Annotated in this window: 15 protein-coding genes; 2 read left to right on the top strand and 13 right to left on the bottom strand. The window is 71.3% G+C overall.

What is annotated here, in order from left to right; genetic code table 11:
- Positions 1 to 30: 30 nt before the first annotated feature.
- Positions 31 to 705: a CBS domain-containing protein gene (locus tag LIV37_RS48855; protein WP_121826480.1), complete on the bottom strand. Its 675-nt coding sequence runs from the start codon at positions 703 to 705 to the stop codon at positions 31 to 33.
- A gap of 252 nt (positions 706 to 957) precedes the next feature.
- Here LIV37_RS48855 and LIV37_RS48845 point away from each other — a divergent pair, with 252 nt between their 5' ends.
- Positions 958 to 2,196 (top strand): Acg family FMN-binding oxidoreductase, encoded by a 1,239-nt coding sequence (locus tag LIV37_RS48845; RefSeq protein WP_020874494.1) that lies wholly within the window; start codon positions 958 to 960, stop codon positions 2,194 to 2,196.
- Between the two features lie 30 nt (positions 2,197 to 2,226).
- Here the strand turns inward: LIV37_RS48845 and LIV37_RS48840 are convergent, their stop codons facing one another.
- From LIV37_RS48840 to LIV37_RS48785, 12 genes are all read right to left on the bottom strand, one after another.
- Complete coding sequence (locus tag LIV37_RS48840; protein ID WP_020874493.1) at positions 2,227 to 2,892, bottom strand: CBS domain-containing protein; 666 nt, start codon at positions 2,890 to 2,892, stop codon at positions 2,227 to 2,229.
- Positions 2,893 to 2,985: 93 nt separating this feature from the next.
- Complete coding sequence (gene hypE / locus LIV37_RS48835) at positions 2,986 to 4,005, bottom strand: hydrogenase expression/formation protein HypE (protein ID WP_121826701.1); 1,020 nt, start codon at positions 4,003 to 4,005, stop codon at positions 2,986 to 2,988.
- A 34-nt stretch (positions 4,006 to 4,039) separates the two neighbouring features.
- On the bottom strand, positions 4,040 to 5,161 hold the full coding sequence (hypD, locus tag LIV37_RS48830) for a hydrogenase formation protein HypD (protein WP_020874491.1): 1,122 nt from the start codon (positions 5,159 to 5,161) through the stop codon (positions 4,040 to 4,042).
- Complete coding sequence (locus LIV37_RS48825; RefSeq protein ID WP_020874490.1) at positions 5,158 to 5,457, bottom strand: HypC/HybG/HupF family hydrogenase formation chaperone; 300 nt, start codon at positions 5,455 to 5,457, stop codon at positions 5,158 to 5,160. Before LIV37_RS48825 ends, hypD begins: the two co-directional genes overlap by 4 nt.
- 18 nt (positions 5,458 to 5,475) lie before the next feature.
- On the bottom strand, positions 5,476 to 7,791 hold the full coding sequence (gene hypF, locus LIV37_RS48820) for a carbamoyltransferase HypF (RefSeq protein WP_121826481.1): 2,316 nt from the start codon (positions 7,789 to 7,791) through the stop codon (positions 5,476 to 5,478).
- Between the two features lie 185 nt (positions 7,792 to 7,976).
- On the bottom strand, positions 7,977 to 8,486 hold the full coding sequence (locus LIV37_RS48815) for a hydrogenase maturation protease (protein WP_020874488.1): 510 nt from the start codon (positions 8,484 to 8,486) through the stop codon (positions 7,977 to 7,979).
- The gene (locus tag LIV37_RS48810) at positions 8,483 to 9,838 is read right to left on the bottom strand and encodes a Ni/Fe hydrogenase subunit alpha (RefSeq protein WP_020874487.1); all 1,356 of its coding nucleotides are present in this window, start codon (positions 9,836 to 9,838) and stop codon (positions 8,483 to 8,485) included. Before LIV37_RS48810 ends, LIV37_RS48815 begins: the two co-directional genes overlap by 4 nt.
- Complete coding sequence (locus LIV37_RS48805) at positions 9,835 to 10,677, bottom strand: NADH-quinone oxidoreductase subunit B family protein (protein ID WP_020874486.1); 843 nt, start codon at positions 10,675 to 10,677, stop codon at positions 9,835 to 9,837. Before LIV37_RS48805 ends, LIV37_RS48810 begins: the two co-directional genes overlap by 4 nt.
- Position 10,678: 1 nt before the next feature.
- Positions 10,679 to 11,491, bottom strand: a complete 813-nt coding sequence (locus LIV37_RS48800; RefSeq protein ID WP_020874485.1) for an FAD/NAD(P)-binding protein — start codon at positions 11,489 to 11,491, stop codon at positions 10,679 to 10,681.
- A complete protein-coding gene (locus LIV37_RS48795) occupies positions 11,488 to 11,943 on the bottom strand; it encodes a cyclic nucleotide-binding domain-containing protein (RefSeq protein WP_020874484.1) in 456 nt (151 codons plus the stop codon). Before LIV37_RS48795 ends, LIV37_RS48800 begins: the two co-directional genes overlap by 4 nt.
- Positions 11,940 to 13,097, bottom strand: coding sequence for a 4Fe-4S dicluster domain-containing protein (locus LIV37_RS48790; protein ID WP_121826482.1), 1,158 nt, complete (start codon positions 13,095 to 13,097; stop codon positions 11,940 to 11,942). Before LIV37_RS48790 ends, LIV37_RS48795 begins: the two co-directional genes overlap by 4 nt.
- A 199-nt stretch (positions 13,098 to 13,296) precedes the next feature.
- Positions 13,297 to 13,800 carry a GNAT family N-acetyltransferase gene (locus LIV37_RS48785; RefSeq protein ID WP_121826483.1) on the bottom strand — a complete coding sequence of 168 codons (504 nt, stop codon included), beginning with the start codon at positions 13,798 to 13,800 and terminating at the stop codon, positions 13,297 to 13,299.
- Positions 13,801 to 14,001: 201 nt separating this feature from the next.
- Between LIV37_RS48785 and LIV37_RS48780 the strand changes: the two genes are divergently transcribed.
- Positions 14,002 to 15,783, top strand: a complete 1,782-nt coding sequence (locus tag LIV37_RS48780; RefSeq protein ID WP_020874481.1) for a carbamoyltransferase family protein — start codon at positions 14,002 to 14,004, stop codon at positions 15,781 to 15,783.
- Positions 15,784 to 15,798: the final 15 nt, after the last annotated feature.

Below are 15,798 nucleotides of genomic sequence, written 5' to 3'. Positions count from 1 at the left end.
CTCCCGCCGGGTTTCCGGGTTTCCGGGGTTTCACGCGGCCAGGGCGGAGCCGCCGGTGTCATCGGTGCCGTAGGCGATGTGTTCGGTGACCGAGACCACCCCGTCCACGCCGCGGCAGAGCCGCACGATGACCGGGACCAGGCTCCTGGCCTCGACCGATCCGTCCAGCGTGACCTCGCCCTTCCGTACGTCGACCGTCACGGCCGAGGGCGCCAGCCGCAGGGTCCGCAGCAGCAGGTCCCTTTCGATCTCGTCGCGGATCGCGTCGTCGTGGCGCAGGAAGACCCGTAGCAGATCGCCACGGCTGACGATGCCGAGCAGCTTGTCGGTCTCGTCCACCACGGGAAGCCGTTTGATGTTCCGGTCCGACATCACCCGGGCCGCCTCGATGACGGTCCACTCCGGACGCGCGCACACGGCGGGCGCCGACATCAGCTCCTCCGCCCTCGCCCCCTCCGCCTTCGCGCGCTCCCACGCCTCCAGGTGCGGGACCGGCAGGAGACCGGAGGGATCGGCCCGGCCGGACGACTTGCGCAGCAGATCGCCCTCGGACACCACGCCGATCGGGCGTCCCGAACCGTCCACGACCGGCACGGCGGTGACGTCGCTCTCCGCGAGCAGCGCCACGAGTTCCTTGAACGGCATGTCACGGGGCGCCTGGACCACCGGGCGCGTCATGAGGTCTCCGACCGTTCTGTGGTGCATGTTCCGACTCCTCTCGCACACCCGCGGTGGGCCGGCCGGTGTTTCCGCCGCGGAGCCCGACTCCCTCGTCGAGCCCGGCTCCGCCACCGAGCCTGCCAGCTCGCCCGCGCCGCCGGATGAGCCTCATGGCTCCCTCTCCCGGCCACTCGGCCCACCACGGGGCCATCCGGCCCCTCGGCCGAGGGCGTTCCGCCCCCAGGACACCGCTCACCGGCGGTGTCACAGTGGACGACGTCAGGCAGGAGAGGCGGGATGTCGATGCGTGCCCATGTCGGCGACCAGCTGATTGTCGAAAGCCCCACCAGCGGTGCCACCAAACGGGACGGTGAGATCGTCGGACTCCACCATGACGACGGGACACCTCCCTATGACGTGCGGTGGTCGGACACCGACCAGATCACCCTTGTGTTCCCCGGACCGGACGCACACATTCACCCCATCGGCCACGGGGCCGAAGGGCAGCGGGAGGCAACCGGGCAGCGTGCGTCCGCTACAACACACCGCAGCACTCGTTCGCTCTCCGAAGCGGTGGTCATGTCGCTGGTGGAAGACGCCACGGCGGCGCCCTCGATGCACAACGCCCAGCCCTGGCGGTTCCAGTACTCCCGGCGGAGGCGTGTCTTCCATCTGCGGGCCGATCTCCGGGGCTCTCTGCCCCACTTCGACCCCGAACTCCGCGCCCTGCACATCGCCTGTGGCGCCGCCCTGATGAACCTGCGGGTCGCGGTGGCCCACGAGGGCTGGGAGGCGCAGACCCGGCCACTGCCCGACCCCGCCGACCCGATGCTGCTGGCCTCCGTGACACTGACCCGCCCGCTCGGCGACGAGGCCGATCCGGCCGCCCTGTACCCGGCCGTGCGCACCCGGCACACCAGCCGGTACCCCTTCGCCGAGACCGAGATCCCCCCATCGGTGCGGACGGCCCTGGTCGACGCCGCAGACCGGGAGCAGGTCTCGCTGTCCTTCGCCTCCGACTGGCATCTGCGGTCCGTGGTGGACCTGGCGCTGGAGGGCGAGGCCCGCAACCTCACCGACGCGGGCGTCGCCGCGGACCTGGCCCGCTTCACCCGCGCCACGGACGACGCACGGCCGGCCACCGAAGGGGTCCCGGAGTACGCCTTCGGGCCCCGCCGCCGGGTCGGCAACGCTCCCATGCGCGACTTCGCGGGTGGCAAGTCCATCCCCGGCCGCCCGACCGCCGACTTCGAGACCTTCCCCCATCTGGTGTTGCTGAGCACCTCCCGCAACCGTCCCGTGGACTGGCTGCGCACCGGCCAGGCGGTCGAGCGGCTTCTGTTGCGGGCAACGCTGGAGGGGCTGTCCGCCTCGTTCGTCACCCAGGCCCTGGAATGGCAGGACCTGCGCTGGCCGCTGCGCGACCCGATGTCGGGCATGGCCTACGTACAGATGGTGCTGCGGCTCGGATACGGCCCTCCGGGCACACAGACCCCCAGACGGCCGGTCCACGACGTGCTGGACATCGAACCGTAGCCCCGTCCACGCGTTTCCGGGGGATCGCCCTCAGGCCGTGTGCTCCGTCTCGTCGCGTCCGACGCCCCGGAAGTGGCATTCCACGTCCACGACCCCCTCCACGGCCCGGGCAAGGCGCGCGGCCACGGGGATCAGCGAGGTGTCGCGCAGCTGTCCGCTGAGCGTGACGGCTCCCTCCCTCACGTGGACATGGACGCTGCTGCCGGGGAAGAGGTAGGACACCACCGCGCGATGGACCTCTTCCGCGATGTCCTGGTCCGAGCGGAGGAAGACCTTCAGCAGATCGCCCCGGCTGACGATTCCCAGCAGCTTGCCCTCGGCGTCAACCACGGGAAGCCGTTTGACCCCTCGGACGGCCATGATCCGGGCGGCCTCGGGCAGCGTGGCGTCCGGGTGCACGGTCACCGCCGGGGAGCTCATCAGCTCCTCCGCCGTCAGCGCCCCCGCCTTCGCGAGGTCGGGGAGGCGCCGCAGCTGCTGGAAGCGGTCCGGATCGCTGTCCCGGAACTCCTCTTTGGGCAGCAGGTCCGCCTCGGAGACGACGCCGATGACACGGCCCTCGCCCTCCAGCACCGGCATGGCACTCACCCGCCACCGGCCAAGCGTCTGCACCAGCTCCTTGAACGACGCGTCACGCCCGACGGCGACCACCGTTCGGGTCATCACATCGCTCACGATGTGGAAAGTCTCGGACACGGGCGTACCTCCCTCCGCGCGGCATTCCGGCGGCTCTTGCCCCTTCAGTGTCCGGCTCGCCGGTGTCGCTCGGCCACCCGAGGGCCACGCCGTTCAGCAGATCCGGGGCAGCTGCTCGCCGAGCGGCAGATCCACGATCCGGGTCCCGCCCAGTCCGGTACGGGCCACGACCATGCCAGGGTGCTCGGCCACGCACGCGCCGATCACGGCCGCCCCACGTCCCAGCGGATGCGCGCGCATCGCGTCCAGGACCGCGTCGGCGTGGGTCCTGGGCACGAAGGCCACCAAGCGTCCCTCGTTGGCCACGTACATCGGGTCCAGGCCGAGGAGGGCACATGCGGTGGCGACCGCTTCCGGGACGGGCACCGCCCGCTCGTCCAGGATGACGCCGGTGCCGGATGCTGTGGCGATCTCGTTGAGTGCGGCGGCCAGGCCGCCTCTCGTGGGGTCGCGCAGGACGTGGATCTCGGGTGTGACGGCGAGCATCGCCTGGACCAGTCCGGCCAGGGGCGCGGTGTCACTGACCACCTCGGTGCCGAACGTCAGCCCTTCGCGGACGCTGAGGATAGCGATGCCGTGCTGTCCGATCGGCCCGCTGACGATCAGCACGTCGCCGGGCCGGGCACGCTGTGGACGGATGTCCACCCCCTCGGGGATCAGCCCGATCCCCGCCGTGTTCACGTACACCCCGTCGCCGTGGCCGGAGTCGACCACCTTGGTGTCGCCGGTGACCACGGTGACATCCGCCGCTCGGGCGGCCGCACCGAGCTCCTGGGCGACCCGCCCGACGGTGCTCAGCTCCGTTCCCTCCTCCAGGATGAACGCGCAGGACAGGTAGGCGGGAACGGCTCCGCTCATGGCCAGGTCGTTGACGGTGCCGTTGACCGCCAGATCTCCGATGCTCCCGCCGGGGAAGAACAGCGGGTGGACGACGTAGGAGTCGGTCGAGAAGGCCAGCCGAGCGCCGCCGAGCGTGATGGCGGCCGAGTCGGTGAGTGCTCCCAGCGTCTGGCCACCGTAGGCCGGGAGGAACAGGTGCCGGGTGAGCTCCGCCGAAAGCGCTCCGCCACCGCCGTGGCCCATCACCACCACTGGGTGGTCGCGCAGCGGCATCGGGCAGGACCAGCCGGTGGTCTCGGCGGTGCTGTCAGTCAACGGAAGCCGTCTCCTCCGTGCGGGGCGTGGTCAGACGCCGGTACAGGTAGTAGGCGGCGCACGCGCCCTCGTTGGAGACCATGGTCGCGCCGAGCGGTGTGCGCGGGGTGCAGGCGGTGCCGAAGGCCGCGCACTCGTGGGGTTTGATCAGTCCCTGGAGCACCTCTCCGCTGCGGCACACCGCGGGCTCCTCGGTGGCCAGGCCGGTGATCTCGAACCGGTGCTCGGCGTCGTAGTCGCGGTAGGCGTCCGAGAGCCGCCAGCCGCTGTCCGGGATGGTGCCGATGCCGCGCCAGGCGCGGTCGGTGGTGGTGAACACTTCTCGCAGCACGCTGAGGGCGACCGGGTTGCCCTGTGGGCGCACGGCGCGTGGGTAGGCGTTCTCGACGCGGTGTTCGCCCCGTTCGAGTTGGCGGACCGCCCGTCGGATGCCTTCCAGGATGTCCAGTGGCTCGAATCCGGTGACCACGATGGGCACCTTGTGGGTGTCGGCGAGGGCGGGGTATTCGAGGGTGCCCATCACGCTGCACACGTGCCCGGCGGCGAGGAACGCCTGGACGCGGCAGTCCGGGGATCGCATGATCGCCTCGATGGCCGGTGGCACCCGGACGTGGGAGACCAGCAGGCTGAAGTTCCGCACGTCGAGCCGTTTGGCCTGGTGGGCCGCCATGGCGATAGCGGGCGCGGTGGTCTCGAAGCCGACACCGAAGAACACCACCTCCTGGTCCGGGGTCTGCCGGGCGATCCGCAACGCGTCCATCGGCGAGTAGACGACACGGACGTCGCCGCCGTCGCCCTTGACCCGGAACAGGTCACGGTCGCTCCCCGGTACCCGGAGCATGTCGCCGAACGAGCAGAAGACCACGCCCGGGCGGGATGCGATCTCCAGCGCCTTGTCGATCACCTCCAGCGGAGTGACGCAGACCGGACACCCCGGCCCGTGGATCAACTCGATGTTCCCGGGCAGCAGTTGGTCGATGCCGTGCCGGATGATCGAGTGCGTCTGACCGCCGCAGACCTCCATCATCGACCAGCGCCGGGTGACCGTCCGGGCGATGTCGTCCAGGAGCCGTCGGGCCAGGGCAGGGTCCTGGAACTCGTCGATGTATTTCACCGGTTCTCCTCCTCGGGCGCGCTTTCCGCCTCGGCCGCCGCATGTGCCCAGGCATCGCCGAACTCTTCGTCCAGCGCCCCGATTCGCTCGAAGAGCCGGAGGGTGGCCAGGGCGGATTCCTCGTCGAGCCGCTGGATCGCGAAGCCGACATGGACGATCGCGTACTCACCGACCTCGATCTCCGGTAGATAGGCGAGGCAGACGTCCTTGACCACCCCGCCGAAATCGACCCGCGCCATGGGCGTGCCGTCCCGTTCCTCGATGCCGACCACGCGGCCGGGTACCGCCAGGCACATGTGCTCCTCCTCGGTTCCTCACGTCTCGGCGACACGGGCGGTGACGACCGCCTGTCCCAGGGCCAGGCCGCCGTCACCGGGCGGGACCACCGTGTGCCCGAGGACGGTGAATCCGTCCTCGGCCAGCCCGGCGGTGCACATCCCGTCCAGGAGGGCGTTGGCGAACACGCCGCCGGTGAGGACGACCGTCCGCACGCCCGTGCTCCGATGTGCCTTCCGGCAGGCCGTGCGGACCGCGCCGGCGACCGCCAGATGGAAGCGGGCGGCGATCAGCGGAACCGCCGTACCCGCACGGAGATCGGCCACGATCGCCGCCAGCAGCGGTGCGGGATCCTCGAGCGCGAAGGGGTAGCCGTCCCGCACCTCGTCGGCGGTCACGGCCTCGGCCTCCAGCTCCATGGCGGCCTGAGCCTCGTACCCCGCCCGGTGGCAGACGCCCACCAGCGAGGACACGGCGTCGAACAGCCGCCCCACGCTGGACGTCGGCACACACGCGATACCGCGTGCCAACTGGGCCTCCAGCAGACGACGTTCCTCGGGCGGGCAGGTGGCGGCGCACGGCAAGTCGGGTGACCAGGCGAGCCCGGCCGCGCGCAGATGGGCCAGTGCCATCCGATACGGGTTGCGCACCGCCGCGTCACCGCCCGGCAGGGGCACATAGGCCAGATGCGCCAGGCGGCGGTAGCCCGCGTAGTCGGCCAGCAGCACCTCGCCGCCCCATACGGCCCCGTCGTCGCCGTAGCCGGTGCCGTCGAAGGCGATACCGAGTACCGGTTCGTCCAGCCCGTGCTCGACCATGGCGGAAGCGATGTGCGCGTGGTGGTGCTGGACCAGGGCGAGCGGCCGGCCGTCACGCAGTGCCCATCGCGCGGACCGGTAGCCAGGATGGCGGTCGGCGGCGATGCGGACCGGCTCGACGCCGGTGAGCGCCCGCAGGTGGCTCTCGGCGCGTTCGAAGGCGTGCTGGGCGGACAGGCTGTCCATGTCTCCGACGTGGGCGGACAGCCAGGCGGCGTCGCCCTCCGCCAGGCACAGGGTGTTCTTCAGGTCTCCGCCGACCGCGAGGACCGGACGGACGGGCACCGGAAGGCGGATGCGCGCCGGTGCGAAGCCGCGCGAGCGGCGGATCGGCAGGGGCGAACCGTCAGCGCGGACCCGGACCACCGAGTCGTCGCAGGCCACCACGATGGGCCGGTCGTGCCAGAGCCAGGCGTCGGCCAGCCCGTCCAGACGGAGCATCGCCTCCCGGTCGTCGGTCACCAGCGGCTCGCCGGAGAGGTTCCCGCTGGTCACCACCAGGACGCCGGGACCGGGTGGATCGCCCGGAAGGCCGAACAGGAGCCGGTGCAACGGGGTGTAGGGCAACATCACCCCGATGTCCGGGCTCCCCGGACACACCTGCGGGGCGAGCGGAGTCGGGGATCGGCGGCGCAGCAGCACGATGGGGCGGGACCGCTCCGCCAGGACGCGGCGCTCCGCCGGGCGGAGGTGGCCGAGCCGGGCGGCGGTGTCGGCATCGGGGGTCATCACGGCGAACGGCTTGTCGCCACGGGCCTTACGGCGTCGCAGTTCGCCCACGGCGCTCGGGGCGGTGGCGTCGCAGACCAGGTGATAGCCGCCGAGGCCCTTGACCGCCACGATCGCCCCGGCCGCCAACAACCGCCGGGCCTCGGCCAACGCGGCCCCGCCCTCCCGTCGTACGGCGCCGGTGAGCCTCAGGCGTGGCCCGCAGGCCCAGCAGGCGATGGGCTGGGCATGGAACCGCCGGTCGGATGGGTCCGTGTACTCCGCCGCGCAGTCCGGGCACATCGGGAACGCCGCCATGGTGGTGGTGGCCCGGTCGTACGGCATGGCGGTGGTGATGGTGAAGCGTGGGCCGCAGTCGGTGCAGGTGAGGAACGGGTGCCGGTGGCGGCGGTCGGCCGGATCGGCCAGCTCGGTCAGGCAGGCGTCACAGGTGGCGGCGTCGGGCGGAACCAGGGTGCGGCCGTGGCCCATTAGGGAGGGCACGATCACGAAACCGGTGCCGCCGGTCGGGCGCAGCTCGGAGGTGGTCACCGAGACGATGTCCGCCAGCGGGGGTGCGTCCGCCGTCAGCCGGTTGCAGAAGGCGGCCACCGCCTCGGAGCCGCCCTCGATCTCGATCCGTGCCCCGGCCGGTCCGTTGGCTACCTGACCGGACAGGCCCAGTTCGGTGGCCAGGGCATGGACGAAGGGCCGGAAGCCGACTCCCTGCACCACGCCACCGACCGCCACCAGGCGGCGGACCGGCCGTTGCGAACCCTTGGTGTCCGGCTCCGCCGTGGCGGAGCCGGACACCACTGGCTGTTTCATGGACACGGCGCTCCGTCCGGAGTGGTCGAGCCTGCGCGAGGTTCCGGCCGTGCCACGAATCCCGTCCGACCAGGCCGTTCGTCATGTTAGGAAAGGGTGCGGCCACGGTGGGTGAACACGCCCGCGCGGCGGCCCGACCCGCCCCGAACGGCCCAGGTGGCGCACCACGTCGCCCAGCGGGCGGACTATGCGCTTCCCCGATCGTCGCTCAGCGCGCTCGCGCACCGAAGCCGGTCGTGCGCCTGGTCGATGGCCTTGGCCACGTGGCGGATCAACTCGGGGAGCGCGTCGGCCACCGCGGTGCTGAACCCGCGGCCGAGGCCGAAGTCCTCCCCTTCCACCGCGTGCACCGTCAGCTCCCTGGGCATCCGGTCGAGCGCCGCGGCCAGGGCGAAGGTCTCGCCGAGCCCGAGGGCGTGGGTGCTGGCGGAGCGTGCGGCGCATCGCGCGGCCCGCTCCGCCGTCAGCGTGTGCAGCCGCCCCGGCTTCCCAGGATGCGCGTGCACCACCTCGACCACGACGACGGCGTCGTGAGGACGCCACAGGCCGAGCATCCGCCCGGGCTCACCGTCGCTGTCGGTCAGCAGCGTGTCCTTCGGCGGGTCGGCGCGCAGGGCCTCGATGACGGCCGGCCCGGCACCGTCGTCCCGGCGGAAACGATTGCCCACTCCGATGACCACCACCCGGCCCGTCATCCGCGCTCCACCGTCAGGTCCAGGAAGTGCGCGGAACAGGAGATGCACGGGTCGTGGTTGCGGACGGCGCGCTCGCACAGCGCGGTCAGCTCCTCGTCGCCGGGCGGCTCGCCCGGCCGGTCCAGGCGGGACTGCACCTGGCGGCGCAGGTCGTCCTCGATGGCCGCCTGGTTCTGCGCGGTGGGCGGCACGATACGGGCCAGGGTGAGGGTGCCATCGGCGTCCATGGCGTAGCGGTGGTAGAGCAGCCCACGCGGCGCCTCGGTGGCCGCGCAGCCGGTCGCCGGGCGCGGTGGCACCGCGACGTACGACCGGGAGGGCGGCTCGTAGGCGTCGATGATCCGCAGCGCCTCGGCCACGGCATGGGCCACCTCGACGGCACGGACGATGATGCTCCGGAAGGGATTGCGGCACACCGCGCCGGTGGCCGGATCGCCGAGCCCCGCCTCCCGCGCGGCGTCGAGAGCCGAGGGGTGGAGCCACCGTCCGCTGACCGCGTACCGGGCCAGTGAACCGGTCAGGTAGTGGTGGCCGTCCAGCTCGGACACCAGGGCGGTCGAATGGGAAACCTGTCGTTCGACCACACGGCGCTCGAACTCCTCCACCGGAAGCGCTCGTACCGGGGCGGGGCCGTTCGAGCCCGCCACCGCGGCCATGACGGCCGGGGTTCCGGAGTCGATGGCGTACCGACCGGGGTCGCACATCGCCAGCAGCGGGCCGTGGTATTCGGCATCCGGGAAGTCGAAGCCGGCCACCCAGCGCACGGTCTCCAGCGCGTCGTCATGGGCCCGGCGCAGCCGCTCGGTCAGCGGGACGAGTTCGGCCGGAGCGGGCACGTGGTAGAAGCCTCCTACCCGGACGTTGATCGGGTGGATGGCGCGGCCGCCGAGCTGCTCCATGACGGTGTTGCCCGCCTGTTTGATCCTCAGGCCGCGCTCCACGGCGGCGCGGTGCTCGCGAGCGAGTTCGACGGCGCTGGGGTGACCGAGGAAGTCGGGTGCGTGCAGCAGGTGGATGTGCAGGGCCTGGCTCTCGATCCATTCGCCGTAGTAGAGCAGCCTCCGCAGTTCCGCGAGTGGTCCGTCGACCGTCACCCCGCAGGCCCGCTCGATGGCCTGACATGCGGTCGTCTGGTATGCGACCGGGCAGATTCCGCAGATCCGTGAGGTGATGTCGGGTGGCTCGCCATGGCCGCGGCCGACCAGGAACGCCTCGAAGAAGCGCGGCGGCTCGTAGATCCGCAGCCGCGCCTCGGTGACCCTCCCGTCGCGCACCGCCAGGTGGAGGGACGCCTCTCCCTCCACCCGGGCGAGTGCGTCCAGACGCAGCACACGGGATCCGCGGTGGCTCATCGGGGCTCTTCTTCCGCCGGGGGCTCGGTGGCCTCCTGGGCCGCGAGCTCGGGTACGGGGCCGTATTCGGGCGAGGCCGCGTTGAAGGTGCGGAAGACACGCACGATGTCGCGCTCGGTCATGCCGTCGTGCCGCAGCTCGCGCACCATGGCCTCCAGGTTGGGTTGGACCATCGGCCCGAAGCAGCCGTAGCAGCCGCGCCCGTAGGCGGGGCAGAGAGCGCCGCACCCGGCATGGGTGACCGGCCCCAGACACGGGACGCCCTGGGCGACGGTGATACAGGTCGTGCCGCGCCGCTTGCACTCGAAGCAGACGCTGTGACCGGAGACGTTCGGCTTCCGCCCGGCCAGGAACGCCGTGATCACCTCCAGCAGCTGGCCGCGGTCGATCGGGCAGCCGCGCAACTCGAAGTCGACCGGCACATGCGCCGAGATGGGGGTGGAGGTGTCCAGTGTCGCGATGTACTCCGGGCTGGCGTAGACCGCGGCCCGGAATTCCTCGACGTCCGCGAAGTTGCGCAGGGCCTGGATGCCGCCCGCGGTGGCGCAGGCGCCGATGGTGACCAGGCGACGGGAGATCCGCCGGATGTGGTGGATGCGCCCGACATCCTCGGCGGTGGCGATGGACCCGTCCACCAGGGAGAGGTCATACGGTCCGGCCCCCGACAGGGTGGCCCGCTCCCGGGACTCCTCCGCACTGGACATCTCCAGGAAGTGGGTGATGCGCACCCGGTCGGTGAGCGGGAGCAGTTCGTCCTCGCAGTCGAGCAGGGTCAGCTGGCAGCCGTCGCACGAGGCGAACTTCCACACGGCCAGGGAGGGGCGGGGGTCGGATTCCATCTCACAGCTCCCTGACGGCGAGCAGGGGCCGGGCGCGGTCGTAGCCGACCACCGGGCCATCCCGGCACAGCAGCAGCGGCCCGAGCTGGCAGTGACCGCAGTGGCCAGTGCCGCAGCGCATGTTCCGCTCCAGCGACACCTGGATCCGGCGCGTGGGCAGGCCGCGGGTGAGCAGCGCGCGGGCGGTGTGCCGGATCATCACCTCGGGGCCGCAGAGCAGCGCGGCGGTCCGATCCGGGCGCCAGTCGACCCGGTCCAGCAGGGTGGTGACCACGCCCACGCTGCCACGCCAGCCCGGGCCGGGCCGGTCGACGGTCACCTCCACCTGGGCCGAGGCGCGCCGCCAGTGCTCCGGTTCCTCCCCATAGAGCAGATCCTCAGGGGTGCGGGCCCCGATCAGCACATGAAGGCGGCCGTAGTGCCCGGGGTGGTCGAGCACATGGCGCACCACCGGGCGCAGCGGGGCGAGCCCGATGCCACCGGCGATCACCAGGACGTCCGACCGGGCTGCCGCGCCGAGGTCCCAGCCGGTGCCGTAGGGGCCCCGCAGGCCGATCGCGTCCCCGGCCCTGAGCCGGCACAGCGCGCCGGTGACCGCGCCGATCGCGCGGACGGTGTGCACCAGACGGTGGCCGTCACCGGTCGCGCTGACCGAGATCGGCACCTCACCGACGCCGAAGGCGTACACCATGGCGAACCGGCCCGGCGAGAACTCCGGCAGCGCCCGCTCCACCGGTGTCACCTCGAGCGACACACAGTCCGCGGTCTCCGCGGAAACGGCGGTCACCCGGTACGGCAGGGGCACGGTGGTCACGACGGGACGCTTCCCTGCGGCGTGTACAGGTCGAGCAACCGCAACCGGGTGGCCTGGAGCCGGTCGGCGATCAGCGCCGCGCACCGCAGCATCAGCTCGTATCCGAGCTCCGTGTCGGCCATGCACAGCTCACGTACCTCGGCCGCGGGAAACTCCCAGGTCCGCACGGGCCCCAACGCTCGGGCGCCCAGGTGCCAGCGGTACGGCGGGAAGATCCACGACCATCCGAGCTGCTGCCGCGGCCCCAGGGTTTCCACCACCTGGGCCCGGCGCCCGGGGACATACACATCCAGGGCGACCTCGCCGGAACGGATCAGCCAGAACCGGTCGGCGACACCGCCCTCGTCGAACAGGGTGCTGCCGGCGCGGAAGTCCCGCTCGTCGGCGAGCGTGAACAGCCGGTCGCGCTGCACCTGCGGAAGGGTGTCCAGCAGCAGCGGCCACCCGGTCATCGTGGCTCGTCCTCCGCACGCCGGGTCCAGTCGTACAGGGCCGCGGCCTCCTCGGTGATGTCGATGGCGACCGGACACCAGACAATGCACCGACCGCATCCCACACACCCCGACGACCCGAACTGGTCGTACCAGGTGCCCAGTTTGTGGGTGAGCCACTGCCGGTAGCGGCTGCGCGGCGTGGCGCGGACGGGGCCGCCCGGCAGATAGGAGAAGTCCAGGTCGAAGCAGACGTCCCAGACCCGCCAGCGCTCGGCGTGGTCCCCGGTCAGGTCCGTGACGTCCTCGGTGGTGGTGCAGAAGCAGGTGGGACATACCATGGTGCAGTTGCCGCAGGTCAGGCACCGGGCAGCGACGTCGTCCCAGCGGGGTGCCTCCAGCGTTTCCGCCATCAGCCGTTGCATGTCGGTGTCCGGCATCGTGCGGCCCATCCGCTCGGCGGCGGACGTGACGGCGTCCACGGCGGCCCGGCAGACGGCCTCCGGGGCCGGTTCGCTCGGCAGCTCCGCCAGGATCTCGGCCCCCTCCGTGCTGCCACCGCGGATCCAGAACCGGTGCCCCTCGTCATCGACCAGCTCGGTCAGCACCAGGTCGTACCCGGGCCCGGCGGCGGGACCAGTGCCCATCGAGACGCAGAAGCAGGTCCCACCGGGCTCGGTGCACTCGACCGCCACCAGAAACGCCCCGGACCTCCTGCCCCGATAGACGGGGTCGGAGTGCGGCCCGGCGGTGAGGATCCGGTCCTGGACGGCGATGGCCCGCAGATCGCAGGAGCGGACACCGAGGAACGCGAAACGGGGAGGCGCGGTGTCGTCCGCCTCGATGACCAACTCTCCGCCCGCGCGTTCGGCCGTCCACTGGCGGACCCGGGCGGGGTGCAGAAACGTCTTCCACGACTGCGGACCGGCCGCGTTGGCGAACGCCGCGCCATCCGTACGCGACCGCAGCCGGTACTGCCCGGCTTCGAGGTCCACGCCCCACCCGTACGGCAGCTGAGCGGCGGATTCCAGCTCCTGCAGGACAATGGCACCGTCCCGCACAGTGGGTCCGACCACCGTGTAACCGCGTGCCCGCAGAAGATCGACCAGAGCGGTCAGCCCGTCCGGGCCGATCACGGCTCCCTCGGCCAAAGGAAGCGTCGACGCACTCACCACTGCCCACCTCGGTCATCGCCCGACAACAAGGCCATGTGTGCACACATCCCGTCCCGAGTGCGGGAATTCCGGCCCCGACACGGCCGCGATCGACCGAATGCGCGGGGGCCCCACCGCTGTGTGGGCGTATCAGCCACACCTCACCGCGGGCCGGACGGGCCACCACTACTGCCGAAACGCGACACCCCGCAGGCGCACATCACCGGCCGCAACCGGGCTCCGCGCCGAGCCGGCGGCGGTGGCGCAGGCCGGGGCGTCCGCCAACGATGGCGTCCGCCACGACGGTGAATCCATTGCGGCCGAGCACGGTCATGGAGGCCACGTTGTCGAGGGCGGTGTAGGCGGTGAGGGTGGCGAGCCGGTACTCCGTGGCGGCCAGGCGGCACACCTCTTGCACCGCGGCGGTTGCCATCCCCCGGCCCGCGGCGCGCTCGCCGATCCGGTAGCCGAGTTCGGCGTCGCCTTCCTCGACGTCCACGAGATTGACGCGGCCGGCCAACTCCCCCTGGCCGTCCATGACGACATGGAAGTGGCACACACCGGCGTCCTGCTCGGCGAGCCGGGCCCGGTGCAGGGAGGCGAACTCCTCGAAGTAGGCGTCCCCCCGGTCCGAGATCGACCGGGCGAAGTACTCCCGGTTCTCGCGCTCGAAGGCCAGCAGGGCGGGCGCGTGGTCGGCCCGGAGCCGTTCCAACCTCAACATGCGCAAAAGTATACGTACCGAGGGCCGCGCCCGTCCGCGGCCCTGGCCCGCCGGGCATTCGGTGCGGAATTCCCCGCGGTCCGCCGTATCCCCGGGAAGGAAATCCACAATCTGCTTGTGCATCATGCCTATCCCTCAAGTATCCGGCCCGAGTAGCCTGTTCTCCCGCCGATACTGTCGTGCTTGGGAGGCTGAGAGCCAGTGATCGTGCTCGGTTACAACGGATTCAGCAGAGGTGCGGAGCTTTTCGGGCGTCTCTACGGGGCGACTGGTGTCGGCCGTAATCTCTTGGTGGGTCATGACGCCGCGGCGGCTCTGGTGATCGACGGCGAGGTGGTGGCGGCGGTCGAGGAGGAGCGGCTGAGCCGGGTCAAGAAGACCTCCGATTTCCCGGCGCACGCAATCAGCTGGTGTCTGAACTCCGCCGGTGTCGACCTCGACCAGGTGGACGTTTTCGCTTTCCCCTGGCGGTTTTCGACGACGGTGGCCGAGGAGATGATTTCGGGGATATGCGACTCCGACATGCCGGTCGCGGCCAAGTTCGACGCCCTGCGCAGCACGGGTGAGCTCTACACCGGCATGCTCAGCCCCGACGCGGTGTACCACGACTTCGTCGAGCGCACCGGCTACGAACTGGATCTCAACAAGCTCACCCTGGTGCCCCATCATCTGGCCCATCTCATGTGCGGCGCGTACCTGGCCGGCGGGGGTGACGCCGCCTTCCTGGTGAGCGACGGCCGGGCGGAGACGCTGTCCTCCGTCATGGGCGAGCTGCGGAACGGCGTGGTCCGCCAGTTCGACGAGAGCGCGGTCCCCATGACCAGCTCGCTCGGGGTGGCGTTCGGGCGGATCACCCGCTATCTGGGGTTCGTGCCGAACAACGACGAGTACAAGGTCATGGGCCTGGCCGCGTACGGCCCACCGCCGCGCCACAACCCGCTGCTCGAACGCGTGGTGCGGCTGCACGAGAACGGCTCGTACACCATCTCCACCCCCCGCGACATATCGGCGTACTACGCGCTGTTCGACGACCTGTTCGGCGGCGACAGCGAGAAGCGCGAGCAGTTCGACTTCCGCGTCAAGGTCGCCGGGCTGGCACAGCACATGGTCGAGGCCGTCACCGCTCATCAGGTGCGGGCGCTGACCGCGGCCTCCGGTCTGGACACCCTGCTCTTCGAGGGCGGGCTGGCGCTGAACTGCGTGGCCAACACGAAGATGCTGGAGCGGTCGCCGTTCACCGGTATGGAGGTCAGCTTCGGGGCCAGTGATCCCGGGGTCGCCATTGGCGCGGCCGTGTACGCCGCCGGTCTCAGGAACCGGCCGGCCGACGCGGTCACCACGCCCTATCTGGGGCCTTCGTACGACGAGCGGCAGGTCCGGGGCGCGCTGGCGGAGTACGCGGACCGCGTCGAGTGGCGGGAGGAGCCCGACGCCGACTCGATCGCCGACCGGACGGCGGAGCTGCTGGCCGGGAAGAACGTCGTGGGCTGGTTCCAGGGCCGGAGCGAGTTCGGGCCGCGCGCCCTGGGCAACCGCAGCATCCTCGCCAACCCGGCCTTCCCCGACATCAAGGACATCATCAATCTCCGGGTGAAACACCGGGAGCCCTTCCGGCCGTTCGCGCCGGTCATCCTCGAATCGGAGGCCCCCCACGTCTTCTCGATGGGCAAGAAGACCTCGTCGCCGTATATGACCTTCGTCTTCCCGGTGCGGAAGGAGTACCGGGAGCGGATCCCCGGCGCCTGTCACGTGGACGGCACGGCGCGGGCCCAGACGGTGGACGAGCGGCAGAACCCCGCGCTCGCCCGGCTGTTGCGCGCCTTCACGGCGCGGACGGATGTGCCCTGCCTGCTCAACACGTCCTTCAACGTGGCCGGTGAGCCCATCGTCTGCTCGCCGCGGGACGCGCTGGAGTGCTTCCTCGCCACCGAGATCGACTATCTGGTCATCGACCGGTTCGTGATCACCAAGAAGGGGAGCTGAGCCGCCGGCCCGCAG

Source organism: Streptomyces rapamycinicus NRRL 5491, assembly GCF_024298965.1.
Taxonomy (GTDB): Bacteria; Actinomycetota; Actinomycetes; order Streptomycetales; family Streptomycetaceae; genus Streptomyces; species Streptomyces rapamycinicus.
This window is presented reverse-complemented; position numbering and strand designations above follow the sequence as displayed.

What these genes read in the sequence shown, in the direction of transcription:
- LIV37_RS48855 (WP_121826480.1), bottom strand. Translation starts at nt 705, where the DNA reads ATGCACCACAGAACGGTCGGAGACCTCATGACGCGCCCGGTGGTCCAG.
- LIV37_RS48845 (WP_020874494.1), top strand. Translation starts at nt 958, where the DNA reads ATGTCGATGCGTGCCCATGTCGGCGACCAGCTGATTGTCGAAAGCCCC.
- hypE (WP_121826701.1), bottom strand. Translation starts at nt 4,005, where the DNA reads ATGCCGCTGCGCGACCACCCAGTGGTGGTGATGGGCCACGGCGGTGGC.
- LIV37_RS48825 (WP_020874490.1), bottom strand. Translation starts at nt 5,457, where the DNA reads ATGTGCCTGGCGGTACCCGGCCGCGTGGTCGGCATCGAGGAACGGGAC.
- hypF (WP_121826481.1), bottom strand. Translation starts at nt 7,791, where the DNA reads ATGAAACAGCCAGTGGTGTCCGGCTCCGCCACGGCGGAGCCGGACACC.
- LIV37_RS48815 (WP_020874488.1), bottom strand. Translation starts at nt 8,486, where the DNA reads ATGACGGGCCGGGTGGTGGTCATCGGAGTGGGCAATCGTTTCCGCCGG.
- LIV37_RS48810 (WP_020874487.1), bottom strand. Translation starts at nt 9,838, where the DNA reads ATGAGCCACCGCGGATCCCGTGTGCTGCGTCTGGACGCACTCGCCCGG.
- LIV37_RS48805 (WP_020874486.1), bottom strand. Translation starts at nt 10,677, where the DNA reads ATGGAATCCGACCCCCGCCCCTCCCTGGCCGTGTGGAAGTTCGCCTCG.
- LIV37_RS48795 (WP_020874484.1), bottom strand. Translation starts at nt 11,943, where the DNA reads ATGACCGGGTGGCCGCTGCTGCTGGACACCCTTCCGCAGGTGCAGCGC.
- LIV37_RS48785 (WP_121826483.1), bottom strand. Translation starts at nt 13,800, where the DNA reads ATGTTGAGGTTGGAACGGCTCCGGGCCGACCACGCGCCCGCCCTGCTG.